Source organism: Salipiger bermudensis, assembly GCF_017309175.1.
Lineage (GTDB): Bacteria > Pseudomonadota > Alphaproteobacteria > Rhodobacterales > Rhodobacteraceae > Salipiger > Salipiger bermudensis.
This window is the reverse complement of record NZ_JAEKJV010000009.1, coordinates 25468-45652: the sequence shown is the minus strand read 5'-3', so window position 1 is coordinate 45652 and position 20185 is coordinate 25468. Positions and strand designations below refer to the sequence as shown.

At 68.7% G+C, this 20185-nt stretch carries 18 protein-coding genes; all 18 read left to right on the top strand.

Annotated features, from left to right (window positions below; translation table 11 throughout):
• Nucleotides 1-82: 82 nt before the first annotated feature.
• The 18 genes from JF542_RS13390 (at nucleotide 83) to JF542_RS13305 (ending at nucleotide 20180) form a co-directional block, all read left to right on the top strand.
• The gene (locus tag JF542_RS13390; protein WP_207076212.1) at nucleotides 83-445 is read left to right on the top strand and encodes a COG4315 family predicted lipoprotein; all 363 of its coding nucleotides are present in this window, start codon (nucleotides 83-85) and stop codon (nucleotides 443-445) included.
• Nucleotides 446-1041: 596 nt separating this feature from the next.
• On the top strand, nucleotides 1042-1641 hold the full coding sequence (locus JF542_RS13385) for an RNA polymerase sigma factor (RefSeq protein WP_040544508.1): 600 nt from the start codon (nucleotides 1042-1044) through the stop codon (nucleotides 1639-1641).
• Entirely contained in the window at nucleotides 1634-2257 is a 624-nt protein-coding gene (locus JF542_RS13380) for a hypothetical protein (RefSeq protein WP_207076211.1), read from the top strand. The genes JF542_RS13385 and JF542_RS13380 overlap by 8 nt, the downstream gene beginning before the upstream one ends.
• Before the next feature lie 5 nt (nucleotides 2258-2262).
• Nucleotides 2263-3432, top strand: a complete 1170-nt coding sequence (locus JF542_RS13375; RefSeq protein WP_207076210.1) for a S8 family serine peptidase — start codon at nucleotides 2263-2265, stop codon at nucleotides 3430-3432.
• A 157-nt stretch (nucleotides 3433-3589) separates the two neighbouring features.
• Complete coding sequence (locus JF542_RS13370) at nucleotides 3590-4591, top strand: peptidoglycan-binding domain-containing protein (RefSeq protein WP_207076209.1); 1002 nt, start codon at nucleotides 3590-3592, stop codon at nucleotides 4589-4591.
• A gap of 69 nt (nucleotides 4592-4660) precedes the next feature.
• A complete protein-coding gene (locus JF542_RS13365; protein ID WP_207076208.1) occupies nucleotides 4661-5533 on the top strand; it encodes a c-type heme family protein in 873 nt (290 codons plus the stop codon).
• Nucleotides 5526-6863, top strand: a complete 1338-nt coding sequence (locus JF542_RS13360; protein WP_207076207.1) for a serine/threonine-protein kinase — start codon at nucleotides 5526-5528, stop codon at nucleotides 6861-6863. Before JF542_RS13365 ends, JF542_RS13360 begins: the two co-directional genes overlap by 8 nt.
• Before the next feature lie 18 nt (nucleotides 6864-6881).
• Nucleotides 6882-7937 (top strand): type VI secretion system protein TssA, encoded by a 1056-nt coding sequence (gene tssA, locus JF542_RS13355; RefSeq protein ID WP_207076206.1) that lies wholly within the window; start codon nucleotides 6882-6884, stop codon nucleotides 7935-7937.
• Between the two features lie 69 nt (nucleotides 7938-8006).
• Complete coding sequence (gene tssB, locus JF542_RS13350) at nucleotides 8007-8516, top strand: type VI secretion system contractile sheath small subunit (protein WP_207076205.1); 510 nt, start codon at nucleotides 8007-8009, stop codon at nucleotides 8514-8516.
• A gap of 3 nt (nucleotides 8517-8519) precedes the next feature.
• A complete protein-coding gene (gene tssC / locus JF542_RS13345) occupies nucleotides 8520-10031 on the top strand; it encodes a type VI secretion system contractile sheath large subunit (protein WP_404817545.1) in 1512 nt (503 codons plus the stop codon).
• Between the two features lie 125 nt (nucleotides 10032-10156).
• Nucleotides 10157-10690 carry a type VI secretion system tube protein Hcp gene (locus tag JF542_RS13340; protein WP_007796447.1) on the top strand — a complete coding sequence of 178 codons (534 nt, stop codon included), beginning with the start codon at nucleotides 10157-10159 and terminating at the stop codon, nucleotides 10688-10690.
• Nucleotides 10691-10770: 80 nt separating this feature from the next.
• Nucleotides 10771-11607: a type VI secretion system accessory protein TagJ gene (locus JF542_RS13335; protein WP_207076204.1), complete on the top strand. Its 837-nt coding sequence runs from the start codon at nucleotides 10771-10773 to the stop codon at nucleotides 11605-11607.
• Nucleotides 11600-12097, top strand: a complete 498-nt coding sequence (gene tssE / locus JF542_RS13330; protein WP_207076203.1) for a type VI secretion system baseplate subunit TssE — start codon at nucleotides 11600-11602, stop codon at nucleotides 12095-12097. Before JF542_RS13335 ends, tssE begins: the two co-directional genes overlap by 8 nt.
• A 5-nt stretch (nucleotides 12098-12102) precedes the next feature.
• Complete coding sequence (tssF, locus tag JF542_RS13325; RefSeq protein WP_207076202.1) at nucleotides 12103-13977, top strand: type VI secretion system baseplate subunit TssF; 1875 nt, start codon at nucleotides 12103-12105, stop codon at nucleotides 13975-13977.
• A complete protein-coding gene (gene tssG / locus JF542_RS13320) occupies nucleotides 13941-14960 on the top strand; it encodes a type VI secretion system baseplate subunit TssG (RefSeq protein WP_207076201.1) in 1020 nt (339 codons plus the stop codon). The genes tssF and tssG overlap by 37 nt, the downstream gene beginning before the upstream one ends.
• Nucleotides 14961-15003: 43 nt before the next feature.
• Nucleotides 15004-17667, top strand: coding sequence for a type VI secretion system ATPase TssH (gene tssH / locus JF542_RS13315; protein ID WP_207076200.1), 2664 nt, complete (start codon nucleotides 15004-15006; stop codon nucleotides 17665-17667).
• A 189-nt stretch (nucleotides 17668-17856) separates the two neighbouring features.
• Nucleotides 17857-19884, top strand: a complete 2028-nt coding sequence (locus JF542_RS13310; RefSeq protein ID WP_207076199.1) for a type VI secretion system contractile sheath domain-containing protein — start codon at nucleotides 17857-17859, stop codon at nucleotides 19882-19884.
• Nucleotides 19884-20180 (top strand): hypothetical protein, encoded by a 297-nt coding sequence (locus tag JF542_RS13305; protein ID WP_207076198.1) that lies wholly within the window; start codon nucleotides 19884-19886, stop codon nucleotides 20178-20180. The genes JF542_RS13310 and JF542_RS13305 overlap by 1 nt, the downstream gene beginning before the upstream one ends.
• Nucleotides 20181-20185: the final 5 nt, after the last annotated feature.

Below are 20185 nucleotides of genomic sequence, written 5' to 3'. Positions count from 1 at the left end.
AACCCTGTGGTGGGGCACCGGCACTAACCCGGTATCCAGAACGAGATGGTCTGGGCCAGACACCACCACAGGAGACCTTTGCATGAAACTTCTCACCCTGATTGCCGGCGCCGCCGTGTCCGTCGCCGCAACCACCGCCATCGCGGCCCCGGCCGGCATGTCCGGCGGCGGCGTTCTCGTCGATGGCGAGGGCATGACCCTCTACATCTTCGACAAGGACGCGCCGGGCACCAGCAACTGCTACGACGGCTGCGCCGCAAGCTGGCCGCCGTTCGTCGCCAAGTCGGGCGCCAGCGCCGAGGGCAACTTCAGCCTCGTGACCCGCAAGGACGGTGCCGAGCAGTGGGCGTTCAAGGGTATGCCGCTGTACTACTGGGCCGGCGACAGCGCACCGGGCGACGTCAATGGCGACGGCGTCGGCGGCGTCTGGCACGTGCTCAAGTAAGCCGTTCACCTGTCCCCATGCTCCCCGCGCACGGCCCGGTCGCCCAAGAGGCTGCCGGGCCGTTTTGCGCTCTGCGCCCGGAGGCGCATTTCGCTTCGGGACACGGCCTTTGTTCTCAAACCGCCTGCTTTTCAGGCAATCGAGCCGCAACCACGGATTGATTTTCGAAAAAATCGAATATCGCGTCGATTACAACGGCGATTACAACGGTGGCGACAACGCTTCGTGAGAGGCGAATGATGTATGTATATAAACGAGCCACTTAGAACTTGCGCTCAAGACCGAACCGGCGTCTCACCTCGGCGGCGCGGCATCAACCGGAAGATGAAGACTCTGACCAGCTCCGCGAAAGCGCGGGTGGATCGCCAGGCCAGACGCGATCCCGCCACGCCGGGGCTGTGACGGCGCTCATCTTTCACCTTCGCGGTGGACCGCCCGAGCGGCGCGCGAAGCGATGCCATCGCGGCCCGGGCAGGTCTCGTCCGGATGCACATTTCCACTCCGGTTTCCGGGTGCCCAAAATTTCTGTTGATCCGATGAACCATTTTCAATCGTCGGGGCACCTATCACCGCAGACAGCAAAGCGATGATTTGGCATGCGCATATTCAATTCCCTCCGGGCCGCCCGTACCGGCCCAAAGCCCAGAACCGACGAGGCCTTGCTGGCTGCCGTCGCCGAAGGCGACGTCACAGCGTTCGAGGAACTGCATCGGAAGTACTTTCCCAAGCTGATGCATTTCGCGAGGCGCATCACCGACAACGCCGAGTCCGCCGAGGAGGTCGCCAACGATGCGTTGATGACCGTGTGGCGCACCGCCGACCGCTTTCAGGGGCTGTCGAAGCCCTCGTCGTGGATCTTCGGGATCGCCTACCGGATGTCGCTCAAGCAGCGCCAGAAGCTCGGCAAGCGCAAAGGAGACGTGGAATTGGACGAAGGACTTGTGGCCGACGGCAGCGACACCGAAACTGCGGTGATGCACAAGAAGGATCTCGCTGCCGCGCTCCAGCAACTGACACCGGAATTGCGCGCGGTTGTGGAGCTCACCTATTATAACGGCTATCTCTATACGGAGATCGCGGAAATCCTCGAGTGCCCGGTGGGCACCGTGAAGACGCGCATGATGACGGCACGCAAACGCCTGCGCGAGATGCTGTCGGACGAGGCGCACCAGAGTTCGGAGAACGCAGTTGCATGATTCCAACCACATCCCGAGGTCAGACGCCTACGAGACCGCTTGGGAGCTGATCCCGTGGTACGTCAACGGCAGCCTGCCCGAGGACGAGGCAGAGCTGGTCAGACACCAGGCCCGTGTCTCTCCGCAATTCGCCGCCGAAGTCGCCCGACAGCACGACCTCGCCCAGCAGGTCGCCACCGTCGACCCTTCTGAAGCCCCCGTCGACCGCAGTTGGGAAAAGCTGCGCGCCCAGATCGACGCCGAGGCGGCGGCCCGCGCGCCGGTGCCGCAGTCAAAGGGCTGGTTCGCCGGTCTGCGCGGGGGCTACGCGCTCGGAGGGCTTGGCGTCGCCGCCTGCGTGCTGCTCGCGGTGATCCTGTTCCAGCCGATAGGCGACGACTACCAGACCCTGACCAGCGGCGCCGATGCCGACCATGCGGTCAAGTTCCAGCTTGCCGGCGATCTGGCCGAGGACGACCTGACGCAGCTCCTCGCCGCGCATGGTCTGACGCTGCTCGATGGCCCCTCCGAGACCGGCGTCTACACCGCCGCCGCCGCCCCGGAAGCCGATCTCGCAACCACCGCGCAGGCGCTGATGGCCACCTCCGAGGTCCTGTTCGCCGCCCCCAACGAGTGATCCCCATGCTGCGTGCCATCGTCTCGCTTCTCCTCGCCACCCTCCTGCTTGCCACCCCCTTGCGGGCGCAGCAGGCGCCGCCCTGGCGGCTGGTACCGGCCGATGGCATCGCCACGCAGACCCACCTCATCCTCACCGTGCCGCTGGCGGAGCCCGACGCGCTGAGCGCCGTCGCCGCCGAGATCGAGGCGCGTTTCGACGTCACCCTCACCGCCGAATGGCCGTTGCAATCTCTGTCCGTGCATTGCCTCGTGGTCGACACCGCCGGCACGCCGGATCTCGATGCGCTGATCGCCCGGATGCAGGCCGATGCGCAGATTCGCACGGTGCAGCGGATGAACGACTTCCAGGTGTTCGAGGTGCTCTACCGCGACCCGCTGCTGCCGATGCAGAACGCACTCAAACAGATCAACGCCGCTGCCGCCCACCGGCTCAGCACCGGCGCAGGGGTGCGCGTCGGCGTCATCGACAGCGCCATCGACAGCGATCACCCGGACCTCGCGAACCGGCTCGCCGACCTGCGCGATTTCGTCGGCAATGCGCAGGGAAGCGCCGCCGAGCCGCATGGCACCGCCATTGCCGGCATCATCGCCGCCGATGCCGACAACGAGATCGGCATGATCGGCGTCGCCCCGCAGGCACAGTTGATCGGGCTGCGCGCCTGCTGGCAGCCGCAGGGGATGGGCGGTCGCTGCAACAGTTTCTCGCTGGCGCGGGCGCTGAACTTCGCCATCCTCAACGACGTGCACGTGCTGAACATGAGCCTCGGCGGCCCGCCGGACCCGCTCTTGCAGGAGCTGGTCGAGGCGGCGGAGGCTGCCGGGATGATCGTCGTGGCCGCCTGGGGCGAGAGCCCCGAGCCCACCTTCCCCGCCTCGCTGCCGGGGGTGATCGCCGCAGGGCACGGCACCGAGCGGCAGATCCCCGCCCCGGCGGTCGACGTGATCAGCGCCGCCCCGCATAACGATTACCGCTACGTCTCCGGCTCTTCCGTCGCCGCCGCCCATGTGAGCGGCGTCGTGGCGCTTCTGCGCGCCCGGCACAACGACCTCGCCGCCCCCGACATCGCCCACGCCCTGCATGGCGCGGTGGTGATGCATGGCGATGTGCCGATGGTCGACGCCTGCGAGGCGCTGCGCGCGGTCGAGGCCTCTGCCCCGGCCTGTCACGACTGAGCCGCGCCGCCTCGGCGAAATAATTTCCCCATGAAATGAACCTCGCTCTCTGCTCCGGGCACCTACGGGATGACCGGAGCAGAGACAGGCCGGGCGCTCTCCCCCGCCCCCGCCTCTCCGCTCCGGCGCAACGACGCCAACCGAGAGAGGCCCTGCCATGTTTGCCCGCGCAGTTCTGACGATCCTGAGCCTGATGATCACCGCCCTGCCGCTACACGCGCAGGGCAGCGACCGCACCGTCGCGCTCGTGGTCTCCGTGGGCGATGGCGGGGCCCGGGCCGACGCGGTGCAGACCCAGCTCCAGCTGATGGGCGCCGAGACCCTGCGCGCCGCCGATCCCAACAATGCCGAGCTGCGCTCGATCCTGCAGCGCTTCGCCCGCGAGGCCGAGGATTCCCGCGCCACCCTCGTCTATCTCGACGCGCCCGCGGTGACCTTCGAGGGGCGCGACTACGTGCTGCCCGCCGAGGCCACGCTGGGCCGCTCGACCGATCTTTTCACCCAGGCGATCCCGACGCTGGCCTTCGCCCGCTCCGCCGCGCTCTCAGAGCAGGGCGGCGCCGTGGTGCTGACCGTGACCGCCCCGCCCACGGGCCTTCCGGGCGGCATCAGCAAGGTCGTGCGCGCGCCCGATGCGGTCCCCGGCGCAGGGGCCGTGGTGGTGGCCGAGATCGGCGCATTCGGTCCGGTGCTGACGGTGCTCGAAGACGCCGCCAGGCAGGAGGAGGTCGATCTAGGCACCATCCTGCGCGGCATGTTCACCAAGGACGGCGTGACGCTGTCCGACCTGCCCTCGAACCGCATCCTGCTGCGCGCCGCCCCTGAGCCAGAGCCGGCACCGGAGCCCGAAACACCCGAAGCCGCCGCTGTACCCGCCCCGCCCCCCGCGTCGCAGCCCGCACCGGTGATCGCGGCGACGCCCGAACCCCAGGCCCCCGCCGAGACCGTCGAGGAGCTGCGCATCCTCGAGCAGTCGCTCTCGCGCTCGGCCAAGCGCACCATCCAGCGCGAGCTGCGCGCCGAGGGCTTCTACCGTGGCCTCGTGGACGGGATCTTCGGCCCGCAGACCCGCGAGGCGATCACCGCGTTCCAGCAGAGCCGCTCCGAAAACACCACCGGCGTGCTCAACCGCCGCCAGCTTCTCGACCTCAGTTCCTGATCCCGCGCGGGCTTCGGCCCGCCTGTTCCCACCCCGCGCGAGGACGCGCAAACCCCAAGGAGTCACCCAATGGGCCTGCGTTTCAAATACAACATCGTCCTGCTTCTGGCCTGTATCATCGGCATCGGTGCCGCCGCCGGCCTTTCCTACCGCTTCGTGCAGGACTCGGCGGTGGACGAGATCGAGGACTCCATCCGGCTGCTGCGTGCCAACGCGCTGGCGGTGCGCTCCTACACGCTCACCAATATCGACCCGCTGCTCTCGGACGACAACGACATCCTGTTCCTGCCCGAGACCGTCACCTCCTTCGCGGCGCGCTCGGTCTTTGCCAACGTGCAGGAGCACTTCCCCGAGTTCAGCTACAAGGAAGCCGCGCTAGATCCGACCAACCCCGCCGACCTGCCGACGCCGCTCGAGAAGGACCTGATCGACCAGTTCCGCGCCGATCCCTCGCTCGAGCAGCTCTCGACCGTGGTCGACCGCGAGGACGGGCGCTTCCTCACCGTGGCCTTCCCGCTGACCATCTACCAGGAGGGCTGCCTGCGCTGCCATTCGACCCCCGAGGCCGCGCCGCCCGCCATGGTCGATCTCTACGGCCCCGATCACGGCTTCGGCTGGGAGCTGGGCGAGACCGTGGGCGCGCAGATCATCTCGGCGCCGATGTCGATCGCCGACAAGCGCGCGCTCGAGACCGGGATCATCCTGATCGTGGGCCTCGCCGGGGTGTTTCTGCTGGTCTTCGTGCTCACCAACCTGATGCTCGGACGGATCGTGCTGCGCCCGGTGCGCCGCATGTCCGAGGTCGCCGAGAAGGTCAGCATGGGCGATTTCTCGGTCGACGAGTACAAGAAGCCGGGCCGCGACGAGATCAGCTCGCTCTCGGTCTCGTTCAACCGGATGCGCCGCAGCCTCGAACGCGCGATGAGCATGATCGATGTCTGATGCCACCGTCATCGTACCCGGCGGCGGGCGCCGCATGGTCGGCAAGTACCGCATCGACGGGGTGCTGGGCGAGGGCGCCATGGGCGTGGTCTATGCCGGGCAAGATCCGGATATCGACCGCCCCGTCGCCATCAAGACCATTCACCAGCACCTGATCGGCAGCGAGGGCAGCCAGGACTGGCTCGATCGCTTCGGCCGCGAGGCCCGCGCCGCGGGCCGGGTGCAGCACGCCAACCTCGTCACCGTTTTCGACTTCCTGCAGCAGGACGGCCTGCCCTACCTCGTGATGGAGCGGGTTCGTTCGGTCACGCTCGAGGACCGGCTGACCGAGGGTACGCGCCTGCCGCTCGAGGAGATCCACGCGATCTTTGCCCAGATCCTCGCCGGTCTCTCGGGCATCCACGCCGCCGGCATCGTGCACCGCGATCTCAAGCCCGCCAACGTCATGCTGACCGATGACGGCACGGTGAAGCTCACCGATTTCGGCATCGCCCGGCTGACCGCGATGGAGGCGACCAGCGCCGGCATGGTCGGCACGCCCTCCTACATGGCGCCCGAGCAGCTCACCGGCGCCGAGGTCGATGCCCGCGCAGATATCTATGCGTGCGGCGTGGTGCTCTACGAGCTGCTGACCGGGCGCAAGCCCTACAAGGGCGGCGGCGTCGAGGCGCTGTTCGCGGCAGTGCGCAGCGGCCAGGCACCGCGCCCCGGCGAGCTCGTCGAGAGCCTGCCCGCTGAGGTCGACCACGTGGTGATGACCGCGATGCATGTCGATCCGGAAAAGCGCTATGCCAGCGCCGAGGGCATGCGCGCGGCGCTGGCGGCGATCCTGCCCGCCGCCGACCGCACCGGCCTGATCGAGGCCGCGCCCAGCGCACGCGCCCCCGACGCCACGCTGACCGAGACCATGCTCACCCGGATGAGCGGCGGCACGCTGGCGCGGCTCGAGCAGCACCTCACCGGCAGCCTCGGCCCGATGGGCCGGGTAATCGCCCGCCGCGCCGCTGCCAAGGCCGCGACCACGGAACAGCTCATTGCCGCCGTTCTGGCCGAGTTCGAGGACGAGGCCGAACGCATGACCCTGCGGCGTGCCATCGAAAGCGCGCTTTCGCAGGACGCCACGGGACTCGGCACCGCACCGGGCCTTCCCGACGCCGCGCTCACCCGCCTCACCGATCTGCTGAAGCCGCATCTCGGCCCCATCGCCCCGGTGCTGGTGCGCAAGAGCGCCCGCAAGGCCGCAAGCCTCGAGGCGCTGGCGCAGACGCTCTCCGAGGCGATCTCCGACCCCGACGAGCGCGCGCTCTTCCTGCGCGCCGCCCTGACCTGACCTGCGAAAGGCCCCGCCATGCTTGATCTCGATCCCTGCCTCGCCGCCTTCGACGCCGACGCGCCGAGCGGCCCGGATCTCGAATACGACCCCGAGTTCACCGCGCTGGAACTGGCCAACGCGCCGGGCGAGGAACGCGTCATCGGCGATGCGGTGATCCCCGCCGAAGACCCGGACTTTGCCGAGGTCGCCCGCGCCGCCACCGCGCTTCTGGGCGGCAGCCGCGACCTGCGGGTGGCGGTGATCCTTGCCAATGCCACGCTGCGCACCGAAGGGCTCACAGGCTTCGAGACCGTGCTGGGCTACATCCGCAACGGGCTCGAGGACCACTGGGACAGCGTGCACCCGCAGCTCGACGCCGAGGATGACGACGACCCCACGATGCGGGTCAACGCGGTGCTTGGGCTCACCGACCGCGCCACGGTTCTGGCCGCCCTGCGCGCCGCGCCCCTGGCCGAGAGCCGCGCCTTCGGGCAGGTCTCTCTGCGCGACGTGAAGATCGCCGAGGGCGAGCTGCCGGCACCCGGCGAGGGCGAGGTGCCGACCCCGCAGACCATCGCCGCGGCCTTCATGGACAGCGACGCCGGAGAGCTCGCCGCCCGCGCCGAGGCCGCCGAGACCAGTCTCGGGCATGTGCGCGCCATCTCTGCCGCCTTCGACAGCCATATCGGCAGCGACGGGCCGGACCTGGAGCCCCTCGAGCGTCTCTTGCGCGAAATCGTCCGGCGTTTCTCGGAGCATGTGGCCCCTCCCGCGGACGACGCGGGCGAGGAGATCCCGGAGATGGAGATCGGCGAGGCGCGCGATACCGCCCCGACCACCCCCGCGCCTCGGGTCGCGCCAATGGCAAGCGCACCCGGCGCCATCGCCTCGCCCGAGGACGTGAAACGCGCCATCGACCGGATCATCGACTACTACGCCCGCACCGAACCCTCGAGCCCCGTGCCGCTGCTGCTGACCCGCGCGCGCCGGCTCGTCTCGGCGGATTTCCTCGCGATCATGAAGGACATGGCCCCGCTCGGGGTGGAGAACGTCGCGCTGATCGGCGGGCTCGAGGACGAAGACGAAGATTAATCCCCGCCCGCGTGAACCTTTCCGGTTTGCGCGGGCACTCATTTGCAGACCAACACGGGAGCCCAGAGCATGGCCGACAGCAGTCAGAAATTCGTGGCCCGAAATCGCGCGCCACGCGTCCAGATCGAATACGACGTCGAACTCTACGGCGCCGAGAAATCCGTCCAGCTGCCCTTCGTCATGGGCGTGATGTCGGACCTCTCGGGCAAGTCGGCAGAGCCGCTTCCGGCGGTGGCCGACCGCAAGTTCCTCGAGATTGATGTCGACAACTTCGACGACCGGATGTCGTCGATGAAGCCGCGCGCCGCCTTCAACGTGCCCAACACGCTGACCGGCGAGGGCAATCTCGCCGTCGACATCACCTTCGAGAGCCTCGACGATTTCGCGCCCGACGCCATCGCCCGCAAGGTCGAGCCGCTGCGCAAGCTGCTCGAGGCGCGCACCCAGCTTTCCAACCTGACCACCTACATGGACGGCAAGACCGGCGCAGAAGAGCTCGTCACCAAGCTCCTGCAGGATCCGGGCCTGCTCAAGGCCCTGGCCTCGACCCCGGCACCGTCCTCCGAGACCGAGGACTAGGCCATGACCGAGATGCAGACCAACGCGGCCCGCGACGCCGCCGCAGAGACCGCCTCCGAGACCCTGTTCGGCGATGGCGAGTTCGCCGCCCTGCTGGAAAAGGAATTCCGCCCGAAATCCGACCAGGCCCGCAGTGCCGTGGAAGAGGCGGTCCGCACGTTGGCCGAGCAGGTGCTGGTGAACGAGACGCTGGTCTCGGACGACGCCCTGCGCTCGATCGAGGGCATCATCGCCGAGATCGACCGCAAGCTCACCGAACAGGTCAACCTCGTGCTGCACCACAAGGATTTCCAGCAGCTCGAAAGCGCGTGGCGCGGGCTGCACTACCTCGTCAACAACACCGAGACCGACGAGCAGCTGAAGATCCGGGTGCTCAACGTCTCGAAGAAGGACCTCTCGAAGACCCTGCGCAAGTTCAAGGGCACCGCCTGGGACCAGTCGCCGATCTTCAAGAAGCTCTACGAAGAGGAATACGGCCAGTTCGGCGGCGAGCCCTATGGCTGTCTCGTGGGCGATTACCACTTCGACCACAGCCCCAAGGATGTCGAGCTTCTGGGCGAGATGTCGAAGGTCGCCGCATCAGCGCACGCGCCGTTCATCGCCGGCGCCGATCCGTCGCTGTTCCAGATGGACAGCTGGTCCGAGCTTGCCAACCCGCGCGACCTGTCGAAGATCTTCCAGACCCCGGAATACGCCGCCTGGCGCTCGCTGCGTGAAAGCGAGGACAGCCGCTATCTCGGCCTTGCCATGCCGCGCTTCCTCGGCCGTCAGCCCTATGGCGACAAGACCGAGCCGGTCGAGGCCTTCGCCTTCGAGGAAGACACCGAGGGCGCCGGCTCGGAGAATTACTGCTGGGTCAATGCCGCCTACGGCATGGCGCGCAACATCACCCGCTCGTTCAAGGAATACGGCTGGTGCACGCGCATCCGCGGGGTGGAATCCGGCGGCACGGTGGACAACCTGCCGACCCACAGCTTCCCCACCGACGATGGCGGCGTGGACATGAAATGCCCGACCGAGATCGCCATCTCGGACCGCCGCGAGGCGGAGCTGGCGAAGAACGGCATGATGCCGCTGGTGCACCGCAAGAACACCGACATGGCCGCCTTCATCGGCGCCCAGTCACTGCAGAAGCCGGCGGAATACGACGATCCCGACGCCTCGGCCAACGCCAACCTCGCGGCGCGGCTGCCCTATCTCTTCGCGACCTGCCGCTTCGCGCATTACCTGAAATGCATCGTGCGCGACAAGGTCGGCTCGTTCCGCGAGCGCGACGAGATGCAGGAATGGCTGCAGAACTGGATCAACAACTACGTCGACTACAACGCCGAGACCTCACCCGAGGACGTCAAGGCGCGCCATCCGCTGGCCGCCGCCGAGGTGCTGGTCGACGAGGTCGAGGGCAATCCCGGCTACTACGCGTCGCGCTTCTTCCTGCGGCCGCATTACCAGCTCGAAGGGCTCTCGGTCTCGCTCCGGCTGGTGTCGAAGCTGCCCTCTCAGAAGGGCGAATGATCCGCTCGCCGCTCACGGATCCGGCATCACCGATCGAGCTTCACTGATCCCCCCGGGCCCGGGGCATGTTCCCGGGCCGCTCTCCCCCCACCAAGACCCAACCATTCTGACGAAAGGACACTCCAATGGCGTTCGACGCTTACATGTACTTCCCCGGCCAGTCCCGGGTGCAGGGCGAAACCCACGACGAGGCGATGGCCGCAAAGAAGGCCTTCGAGATCGTCTCGTTCAACTTCGGTGCCGAGAACAACATCAACATCGGCTCGGCCACCGGCGGCGGCGGCGCGGGCAAGGCCTGGTTCAAGGACTTCGAGGTCGCGAAATCGACCGACACCGCCTCCTGCGGCCTGTTCAGCACGCTGTGCAACGGCACCCATTTCGACGAGGCCATCATCGAGCTGCGCCGCTCCGGCGGCAGCGCCAGCGCCTCGGGCTCCACCTTCATGAAGTTCCACTTCAAGCTCGTCATGGTCAAGGACATGACCTGGGAAGGCTCGGACGGCGACGACAACTGCAACGAGACCGTCATCTTCAACTACGGCGCAATCAAGGTCGAGTATTACAAGCAGGACAAGACCGGCAAGCTCTCCAAGGCCTCCGGCGACCAGGGCGAGACCAAGTTCAGCCAGGTCAAGAACAAGGCCGACTATATCGTCTGAGCCCTCCACCGTCCGGGCGCGGTGCTGCGCCCGGACGATCCCATCCCCCCACCGCCCCCTCCTGCCCGAAAGGTTCTTTCATGCGTGCCGAAACGCTTCTCAGAGACGGCGACCCCGATGCCGCGCTGGCGGCGCTCAGCGAGGCGGTCCGCGACGCCCCGCAGGAGGCACGCCTGCGCGTGTTCCTCTTCCAGCTGCTCTGCGTGCAGGGTGACTGGCCCCGCGCCATCCAGCAACTGCGCACCGCCGCCACGCTCGATCCCAAGGCCGGCACAATGGCGCAGATGTACCGCGCCGCGATCATCTGCGAGCGCCAGCGCGAAGAGGTCTTCGCCGGCCAGCGCGCGCCGATGGTGCTGGGCGAGCCCGACGACTGGATCGCCGCGCTGATCGAGGCGCTGAAGCTGCACGCCCACAAGGAATACGCCGCCGCCGAGGAGCTGCGCGGCCGCGCCTTCGAGGCCGCCCCCGCCCTGCCCGGCACGCTCGACAGTGCGCCCTTCGGCTGGATCGCCGATGCGGATCCGCGGCTTGGCCCGGTCTGCGAGCTGATCGTCAACGGGCGCTACTACTGGGCCCCGTTCTCGGCCATCCACCGCATCACCCTCGAGCCGCCCGCCGACCTGCGCGACCGGGTCTGGATGCCCGCCACCGTGCAGTGGGGCAACGGCGGCAGCGATCTCGCCCTGCTCCCCACCCGCTACCCCGGCTCGGCCACCAGCCCCGACCCGCGCCACAGGCTCTCCGCAGCCACCGGCTGGCAGATGGAGGGCGACCGCGTGCTCGGTGGCCTCGGCCAGCGCCTTCTGGCCACCGACACCGGCGAGTGTGCCCTCATGGACTTGCGCGAGCTGACCATCGGTCCGGCCCCGGTCACCCTTGAGGTCTCGCAGAGCGACGAGGCCCGTCATGGCTGACCGCATGCTGGCCGAACGCCTGCAGCCCTCGCTGCTCGACCGGCTCACCGACGAGGCGCCGGACCGCGCCACCGACACCGCCTCGACGCGGATGATCGACGTCAGCCGCCTGCGCCAGATCATCCAGCGCGATCTTGCCTGGCTGCTGAACTGCGCCAATCTCGAGGCCGAGCACGATCTCGAGGCGTTCCCGCATGTCGCCGGATCGGTGCTGAACTACGGGCTGCCCGCCGTCTCGGGCCGCAGCGAGACCCGCCGCCGTGCCGAGGCGCTGCGCCAGGCGATCCGCGGCGCCATCGAGCGCTTCGAGCCGCGCATCCTGCCCCAGAGCCTCGAGATCGTCGTCCGGCAGGAACGCGCGAACTCCGGCGCCATCGTCTCGTTCGACATCCGCGGAGAGCTCTGGGCCGAGCCGCTGCCGGTCGATCTCTACCTTCGCACCGCGCTCGACATGTCGACCGGTGAAGTCTTCGTCAGCCGGCAGGGGTAACGCACATGGATTCCCGCCTTCTGCGCCATTACGAGGCCGAACTCGGCTATCTCCGCGAGATGGGTGCCGAGTTCGCCGAGGCCTATCCCAAGATCGCCTCGCGGCTTGGCATGGACCAGCTCGAGGTCATGGATCCTTATGTCGAGCGGCTGCTCGAGGGCAGCGCCTTCATGGCCGCGCGGGTGCAGCTCGAGCTCGAGCAGCAGTACCCGGCCTTCACCCAGAACCTGCTCGAGATCGTCTACCCGCATTTCCTCGCGCCGACGCCGTCGATGATGGTGGCACGGCTGCAACCCGACACCGCGCAGGGCGGGCTTGCCGAGGGCTTCACCCTGCCGCGTGGCACGCTGATGCGCGGACAGGTGCTCGAGGGCGAGCAGACTGCCTGCCGCTTCACCACCGCTCAGGACACGACCCTCTGGCCGCTGGAGATCACCCAGGCCGAGTATGTTGACGGCCGTTCCGAGCTGGTTGCGGCGGGTCTGGGCACCGGCAATCAGGCCAAGGCGGCGTTGCGCCTGCGGCTGGCACGCAGTAGCGGCGCGCCGCTCTCGGCGTTGCCGCTCGACCGGCTCACGCTGTTCCTCTCGGGCACCGGGGCCGAACCGTGGCGGCTCTACGAGGCGATCCTCGGTCAGGGCGTGGCGCTGGCCGGGCGTTCCACCGACCGTCGTGCCGACTGGTCGGTGCCGCTCGGGCGCGACATCATTCCCCGCGGTTTCGATCCCGAAGAGGCGCTGCTGCCGGTGCCGGGGCAATCCTTCGAGGGCTACCGGCTGCTGCAGGAATATTTCGCCATGCCGCAGCGCTTCTTCTTTATCGACCTCTGCGGCCTGCGCCCGGCGGTGCACCGCGCCGAGGGCAACGATCTCGATCTCTACATCCTGCTCGCCGAGGGCAACCCGGCGCTGAAATCGATCACGCCGGCGAGTTTCGATCTCCATGCGGTGCCGGCGATCAACCTCTTTCCCAAGCGCTGCGACCGGGTGCCGGTCTCGGGGCGCGAGATCGACCACCATGTCATTCCCGACCGCACCGCGCCGCTCGACTACGAGATCTATCGCCTCGACAGCGTCACCGGGATCGCCGGCGACGATGCCGACGACGTGCCCTTTCGGCCGTTCTACAGCGCCGAGGATTTCACCCCCTTCGGCGACCGGCAGAACGCCTATTACAGCATCCGCCGCCGCATGCGGCAGCGCTCCGAGAAGCAGCGGCTGAAGGGCCAGCGCACCTCGTATCTCGGCAGCGATCTCTACCTCTCGCTCGCCGACCGGTCGCAGGCCCCCTACCCGGGACGCATCGAGCAGCTGGCGGTCACCGCTCTGTGTACCAACCGCGACCTGCCGCTTCTGACGCCGATCGGCGCGGGCAGCACCGATTTCTTCCTGCCCGATGGCGGCCCGGTTACCGAGATCCGCGCCATCGTGCCGCCGACCCGTCCGCGCCAGAGCCTCGCAGAGGGGCAGCGCGCGTGGCAGCTGATCAGCCACCTGAGCCTCAACTACCTGTCCATCGCCGATGCCGACCGAGGCACGGGCGCCGCCGCCCTGCGCGAGCTCGTGGGGCTTTACGCGCCGCTCGGCGATCCGTCGATGGCGGGTCAGATGGAGGGGCTGGTCTCGGTCGCCTCGCGATCCATCGTGCGGCGCATGGCCGATGGCGTGCTGTCGACCGCGGTGCGCGGGCTCGAGTTGCGGGTGGGCTTTGACGAGAGCTTCTTCGAGGGCACCGGCTGCTACCTTCTGGGCGCGGTGCTCGAGGCGTTCTTCGCCAAGTACGTCTCGCTCAACAGCTTCACCGAGACCGTCATTCACTCACAGCAACGGGGAGAGATCGCGCGATGGATGCCGAGAAGCGGCCGCCGGATGCTGATCTGAGCCGTCTCGACGCGCTCAGACACTCCCCGCAGGCCCATCACCTGTTCCAGGCGCTGCGCGTCATCGAGGCGGCGCATCCCGACCGTCCGAGACTCGGCCGCTCGCGCCGGCCGGCGCAGGATCCGGTGCGCCTCGGACAGGCGCCGGAGCTGGCCTTCCCGCGTTCGACGGTCAGCGGCTTCGGCGCCGATCCGCGCACCGGGCGCGACCGGCTCACCCAGCAGGCCTTTGGCCTGTTCGGCCCGCACGGGGCGCTGCCGCTGCACCTGACGGAATACGCCCGCGACCGGCAGCGCAACAATGGCGACGGCGCGCTGGTGGGCTTTGCCGACATGCTGCACCACCGCATGCTGTCGCTGTTCTACCGCGCCTGGGCCAGCGCCGAGCCCGCGCCCTGCTTCGACCGCCCTGATGACGATCCCTTCGGCGAGAAGCTCGACGCGCTGGCCGGGGTCGCGGGGGACGCCTTCGACTGCCGCGATGCCATGCCCGACAGCGCCCGCCGCCATTTTGCCGGACTGCTCGGGGCCGGGCCGCGCAGCGAGGCCGGGCTGACCGCGATCCTGCGCCGGTTCCTTGGCGCCGAGGTCGAGATCGAGAGCTTCGTGGGCGCGTGGCTGCATCTCGAGCCGCAGGATCGCGGCACGCTCGGTGGCGCTGTTCTGGGCCAGAGCGCCAGCCTCGGCGAGAAGGTCTGGTCGCGCGAGGCCCGGTTCCGCATCCGCATCGGACCCCTCTCGCTCGAGGAGTACCGCCGCCTGCTGCCCGGCGGTCAGAGCCTCAAGCGACTCGCGGCCCTGATCCGCACCTATGCCGGCGACACGCTCGACTGGGAGGCCAAGCTGGTGCTGCGCGCGCCCGAGGTGCCGCCCTCGCAGCTTGGCGGCAGCGCCCGGCTCGGCCTGACCAGCTGGATCGGCCAGCGCCCCGCCAACGATGCCGACGACCTCTCTCTCACCGCACCGCAACAGACGCAGCCCTGAGCCGCGCCGCGACACGTCGCAAGATATCAAGAAGGACCGCCCCATGACCGAGATCAGCCGCGTGGCCCTGTTCGGCAAGCTCAACAAGCTGGCCTATCAGAGCATCGAAAGCGCCACCGTGTTCTGCAAGATGCGGGGCAATCCTTATGTCGAGCTGGCGCATTGGCTGCACCAGATCCTGCAGGGGCAGGACAGCGACCTGCACCGCCTGATCGACGGGTTCGACCTTGACCCCGGCCGCGTCGCCGCCGATCTGGTGCGCGCGCTCGACGCGCTGCCGCGCGGCGCGACCGCCGTGTCGGACCTGTCGCCGCATCTCGAGGAGACGGTGGAGCGTGCTTGGGTCTATGCCTCGCTGCTGTTCAACGCGACGCAGGTGCGCAGCGGGCACCTCGTGCTCGGCATCGTCAAGACGCCGCGCCTGCGCAACGTGCTGCAGTCGATCTCGCCCGAGTTCCGCAAGATCGGCGCAGATGCGCTTTCCGAACGGTTCAACGAGCTGCTTGCAGGCTCTCCCGAGGAGGCGACGACAGCGCCCGCGCCGGAGCGCTCCGAAAAGGGCGCGCCCGCACAGCTGGGCGGCGGCGAGGCTCTGGTACAGTTCTGTACGGACCTGACCGAGAAGGCCCGCAGCGGCGAGATCGACCCGATCGTCGGCCGCGACGAGGAGATCCGCCAGATCGTCGACGTGCTCATGCGCCGCCGTCAGAACAACCCGATCCTCACCGGCGAGGCGGGCGTCGGCAAGACCGCCGTGGTCGAGGGCTTCGCCCTGCGCATCGCCCGTGGCGACGTGCCCCCGGCGCTGCGCGAGGCGCGGCTGCTGTCGCTCGACGTCGGCCTGCTGCAGGCCGGAGCCTCGATGAAGGGCGAGTTCGAAAATCGCCTGCGCGGGGTGATCGACGAGGTGCAGGCCAGCCCCGTGCCCATCGTGATGTTCGTCGACGAGACCCACACGCTGGTCGGGGCCGGAGGGGCCGCGGGCACCGGCGACGCCGCCAACCTGCTCAAGCCGGCGCTGGCGCGCGGCACGCTGCGCACCATCGGCGCGACGACGTGGGCGGAATACAAGAAGCATATCGAGACCGACCCGGCCCTCACCCGCCGCTTCCAGGTGGTGCAGGTGGCCGAGCCCGACGCGGCCAGGGCCGTGTTGATGATGCGCGGTGTTGCCTCGACGCTGGAACGGCACCACGGCGTGCAGATCCTCGACGAAGCGCTCGAGGCGGCGGTGAGCCTCTCGGCGCGCTACATCCCCGCGCGGCAGCTGCCCGACAAGTCGGTCAGCGTGCTCGACACCGCCTGCGCCCGCGTGGCGATCAGCCTGTATGCCGTGCCGGCGCCGGTGGACGATGCCCGGCGCCGCATCGACGCGCTCGAGACCGAGCTGGCGATCATCGCCCGCGACGCGAGCGCCGGGGCCCAAGTCGCCGAGCGCGACGTGCGTGCCCGTGCCGCCCTCGCCGATGAGACCGCTCGTTTGGATGAGCTCACGGAACGCTGGGAGGAAGAAAAGGCGCTGGTGGCCGCGATCCTCGAGCTGCGCGCCCGGCTGCGCGAGGGTGCCCAACCGGTCGACGCCCCCGCCGAGGCCGATGCGCCGCTCGCCGGTGCAGAGCGCGACGCGGTGCTCTCCGAGCTGCACGCCAGGCAGGCCGAACTGGTCGCGCTGCAGGGCGAGGCGCCGCTGATGCTGCCGATCGTCGATGCACAGGCGGTGGGCTCGGTGGTGGCCGACTGGACCGGCATCCCGGTGGGCCGCATGGTCAAGGACGAGATCCGCACCGTGCTCAACCTCGCCACGCACCTCTCCAGACGGGTGATCGGGCAGGATCACGCCATGGAGATGATCGCCAAGCGCGTGAAGGCCTCGCGTGCCGGGCTCGACAATCCGTCGAAGCCGGTGGGGGTGTTCCTGCTCGCCGGCACGTCGGGTGTCGGCAAGACCGAGACTGCGCTGGCGCTGGCCGAGACCCTCTATGGCGGCGAGCAGAACGTCATCACCATCAACATGAGCGAGTATCAGGAGGCCCACACCGTCTCGAGCCTCAAGGGCGCGCCTCCGGGCTATGTCGGCTACGGTGAGGGCGGCGTGCTGACCGAGGCGGTACGGCGCCGGCCCTACTCGGTGGTGCTGCTCGACGAGGTCGAGAAGGCGCATCCGGACGTGCACGAGATGTTCTTTCAGGTCTTCGACAAGGGGATGATGGAGGATGGCGAGGGGCGGATGATCGATTTCCGCAACACGCTGATCCTGCTAACCTCGAATGTCGGCTCCGAGGTGATCATGGACCTCTGCGCCGATCCCGAGCTCATGCCGACACCCGAGGGCATCGCCAAGGCGCTGCGCGAGCCGCTGCTCAAGGTGTTCCCGGCGGCGCTTCTGGGTCGGATGGTGACGATCCCCTACTACCCGCTCAGCCCGGACATGATCGGCGCGATCACCCGGTTGCAGCTTGGCCGCATCGAGAAACGAGTCGCCGCCACCTATTCCGTGCCGTTCAGCTATTCCGATGCAGTTGTCGAGACCATCGTCTCGCGCTGTCAGGAGCTCGAGAGTGGCGGGCGGATGATCGACGCCATCGTCACCAACACCATGCTGCCCGAGATCTCGACCGAGTTCCTCACCCGGATGATGGAGGGCGGCAAGGTCGGCCACGTCTCGGTCGACGTGGAAGGGAGCCAGTTTACCTACGCTTTCGGCTGACACCCCCAAAACGCCCGTCAGACCGCCCTGCGTAACGCGCGGGGCGGTCCCGTCATGTCCGGCGACGGGCCTTGGGGGTGTTTTTTCTTCCAACGCGCGAACCCTACGGCGCTCCCCCGGCACTAACGGGGTGACAACGGTCGCGGCAGCCCGCCCGACCAGCCGCAAAGAGACCGAGGGAGCGCCCATATGCCCAACAGCGATCAGACAGTCTTCGAGCCGGACCTTGCGTCTCAGGCACAGGTCGAGACGGAGAGCGCGCAGGATGCGGCGCTGCCCTTCGGCACCCTGAGCGCCGAGCGGCCCGAGGATCTCGATCAGCCCCGCGAGCGCTTCCGCATCGCCATCCTCGGCGACTTCTCCGCCCGCGCCAGCCGCGGCGAGCTGGCGATCGGCGATGACCTCGCATCCCGCCGGGCAATCCGCTTCGATGTAGATCGACTCGACGACGTGATCGCCGGCTTCGCCACCACCCTAACCCTGCCCATCGGGCGCGATGGCGGCGCCGTCGAGGTGCCCCTCCGCGAAATCGACGACCTGCATCCCGACGAGCTCTACGACAGTGTCGAGCTGTTCGAGGAGCTGGACTCGCTGCGCCAACGCGTCGCCCGCGGCGACAGCCGCGCCATGGCCGAGCTTCGGGACTGGGCCGAGGCGCATGGCCGCCCGATGCCCGCCAACCGCGCCCGCGCCAAGGGCAGCGCCGTGCCCGCCGACCGCCGCCTGAGCGACTTCCAGACGCTGATCGGCGACATGCAGGCGATCCGCCATGACACCGACGCCGCGGACGAGCTCATCGCCCGCATCGTCGGCCCGCACGTGCAGGCCGCCCCCGATCCGGCACAGGACAGCATGATCGCCGCCATCGACGCAGCGCTCTCGGACGCGATGCGCACCATCCTGCATCATCCCGATTTCCAGTCGGTCGAGGCGACCTGGCGCGCACTCGACTTCCTCGCCCGCCGCATCGAGACGGGTCCGACGCTCGAGGTCGTACTTTACGACGTCTCGGCCGAGGAATGGGCCGCCGACCTTTCGGCGCAGGAGGATCTGGCCGAGAGCGGCCTGTTCCGGATGCTCGCCGAGGCGCCCCGGCTCGACGCCCAGCACGGGCCGATCTCGGCGGTGTTCGGGCTCTACACGCTCGAGGAAACCCCGCCCCACGCCGCGCTGCTCGCCCGGATGGCCAAGATCTCCGCGTGGATGAACGCACCCTTCGTGACCGCGATCTCGCCGCGCTTCCTCGACACGCCGAAGCAGGACCGCCATCCGCTGGTGGCCGAGAGCTGGGACGCCCTGCGCGCCCTGCCCGAGGCGCGCCATCTCGGCATCGCCGCGCCGCGCTTCCTGCTGCGCCACCCCTATGGCCGCCGCACCGACCCGGTCGATCCGTTCGACTTCGAGGAGTTCAGCCTGCGCGAGGGGCTGCACGGCATGCTCTGGGCCAACCCGGCGGTGCTCTCTGCGGTACTGATGGCGGCCAGCGTGACAAAATCCGGCAAGGACATGCGCCTTGGCGAGATCATGTCGCTGGGCGACATGCCGGTGCACGTGATGACCGACGCCCATGGCGATCAGGTCGCGCTGCCCTGTACCGAGCGCCTGCTCACCACCCGGACCATGGCCGAGGTCGTGACCCGTGGTTTCATGCCGCTCTTGTCGATCAAGGGCCGAAACGAGGTCCGACAGGGCTCGTTCCAGGCGCTTGGCGGCGACATGCTCGCCGGGCCCTGGGCGCTGACGCCGGGCAAGGGCAGCGGCGGCCACGAGACCAGCGTCGGCTTCGGGGCCGCGCCGGCCGGGACGCCCCCCGCCAAGGCCAGCGCAGACGCCTCGGACGAGAGCGGGGATGACGACACGGCCGCCTTCGGCAGCGACGAGGGTCTGCCCGACATGGGCGGGGATGCGGATTTCCCCGACTTCGGCGCGGACGCGGGGCCGGTCGATTTCGACAGCGACAGCGGGCTTCCCGATTTCGGCAGCCCCGACATGCCGGACTTCGGCAGCGACGACAGCTCCGACACGGGCGACTTCGACGCCGAGATGCCCGACATGGAGGCCAGCGCAGAGATCGGCGCGGACGAGCTCCCCGCCTTCGACGACAGCGATCTCGACGACATGCTCGCGGCCTTCGGAGACGACACCGATGGCGCGGATGACGACGGCGACGACACCGAGATGGACCCCGCTCTCGCCGCGATGCTGGAGGACATGTGATGCGCGATTACCAACCCGACGACGGACAGGGCGGCGGCGACGGCATCGTGCTCGCCCGGATCGGCGATGCCTGCTGGCTGCTCGAGGGCGAGGCGTATCTCGACGCCATGCTCACCACCACCGACGGCTACCCGACCCCGGTGCGCTGCATCCCGCTGGCCTCGATGGAGGCGCTCGGCGCGCTGCTGCCCGAGGGCATCGAGACCGGCGCGCTCTGGGCCATCCACCCCGCCATCGTGGCGCGGCTCGAGCGCGACGGCCAGATCGTCGTGACGCCGCTGCCGGACGAGGGCTGAGCGGC

Excerpts from the sequence above, each read along its gene's own strand:
- JF542_RS13305 (WP_207076198.1), top strand. The coding sequence starts at position 19,884 with ATGCGCGATTACCAACCCGACGACGGACAGGGCGGCGGCGACGGCATC.
- JF542_RS13385 (WP_040544508.1), top strand. The coding sequence starts at position 1,042 with ATGCGCATATTCAATTCCCTCCGGGCCGCCCGTACCGGCCCAAAGCCC.
- tssG (WP_207076201.1), top strand. The coding sequence starts at position 13,941 with ATGGATGCCGAGAAGCGGCCGCCGGATGCTGATCTGAGCCGTCTCGAC.
- JF542_RS13370 (WP_207076209.1), top strand. The coding sequence starts at position 3,590 with ATGTTTGCCCGCGCAGTTCTGACGATCCTGAGCCTGATGATCACCGCC.
- JF542_RS13360 (WP_207076207.1), top strand. The coding sequence starts at position 5,526 with ATGTCTGATGCCACCGTCATCGTACCCGGCGGCGGGCGCCGCATGGTC.
- JF542_RS13310 (WP_207076199.1), top strand. The coding sequence starts at position 17,857 with ATGCCCAACAGCGATCAGACAGTCTTCGAGCCGGACCTTGCGTCTCAG.
- JF542_RS13375 (WP_207076210.1), top strand. The coding sequence starts at position 2,263 with ATGCTGCGTGCCATCGTCTCGCTTCTCCTCGCCACCCTCCTGCTTGCC.
- JF542_RS13335 (WP_207076204.1), top strand. The coding sequence starts at position 10,771 with ATGCGTGCCGAAACGCTTCTCAGAGACGGCGACCCCGATGCCGCGCTG.
- tssH (WP_207076200.1), top strand. The coding sequence starts at position 15,004 with ATGACCGAGATCAGCCGCGTGGCCCTGTTCGGCAAGCTCAACAAGCTG.
- JF542_RS13365 (WP_207076208.1), top strand. The coding sequence starts at position 4,661 with ATGGGCCTGCGTTTCAAATACAACATCGTCCTGCTTCTGGCCTGTATC.
- tssA (WP_207076206.1), top strand. The coding sequence starts at position 6,882 with ATGCTTGATCTCGATCCCTGCCTCGCCGCCTTCGACGCCGACGCGCCG.
- tssB (WP_207076205.1), top strand. The coding sequence starts at position 8,007 with ATGGCCGACAGCAGTCAGAAATTCGTGGCCCGAAATCGCGCGCCACGC.
- tssC (WP_404817545.1), top strand. The coding sequence starts at position 8,520 with ATGACCGAGATGCAGACCAACGCGGCCCGCGACGCCGCCGCAGAGACC.
- JF542_RS13390 (WP_207076212.1), top strand. The coding sequence starts at position 83 with ATGAAACTTCTCACCCTGATTGCCGGCGCCGCCGTGTCCGTCGCCGCA.
- tssF (WP_207076202.1), top strand. The coding sequence starts at position 12,103 with ATGGATTCCCGCCTTCTGCGCCATTACGAGGCCGAACTCGGCTATCTC.
- JF542_RS13340 (WP_007796447.1), top strand. The coding sequence starts at position 10,157 with ATGGCGTTCGACGCTTACATGTACTTCCCCGGCCAGTCCCGGGTGCAG.
- tssE (WP_207076203.1), top strand. The coding sequence starts at position 11,600 with ATGGCTGACCGCATGCTGGCCGAACGCCTGCAGCCCTCGCTGCTCGAC.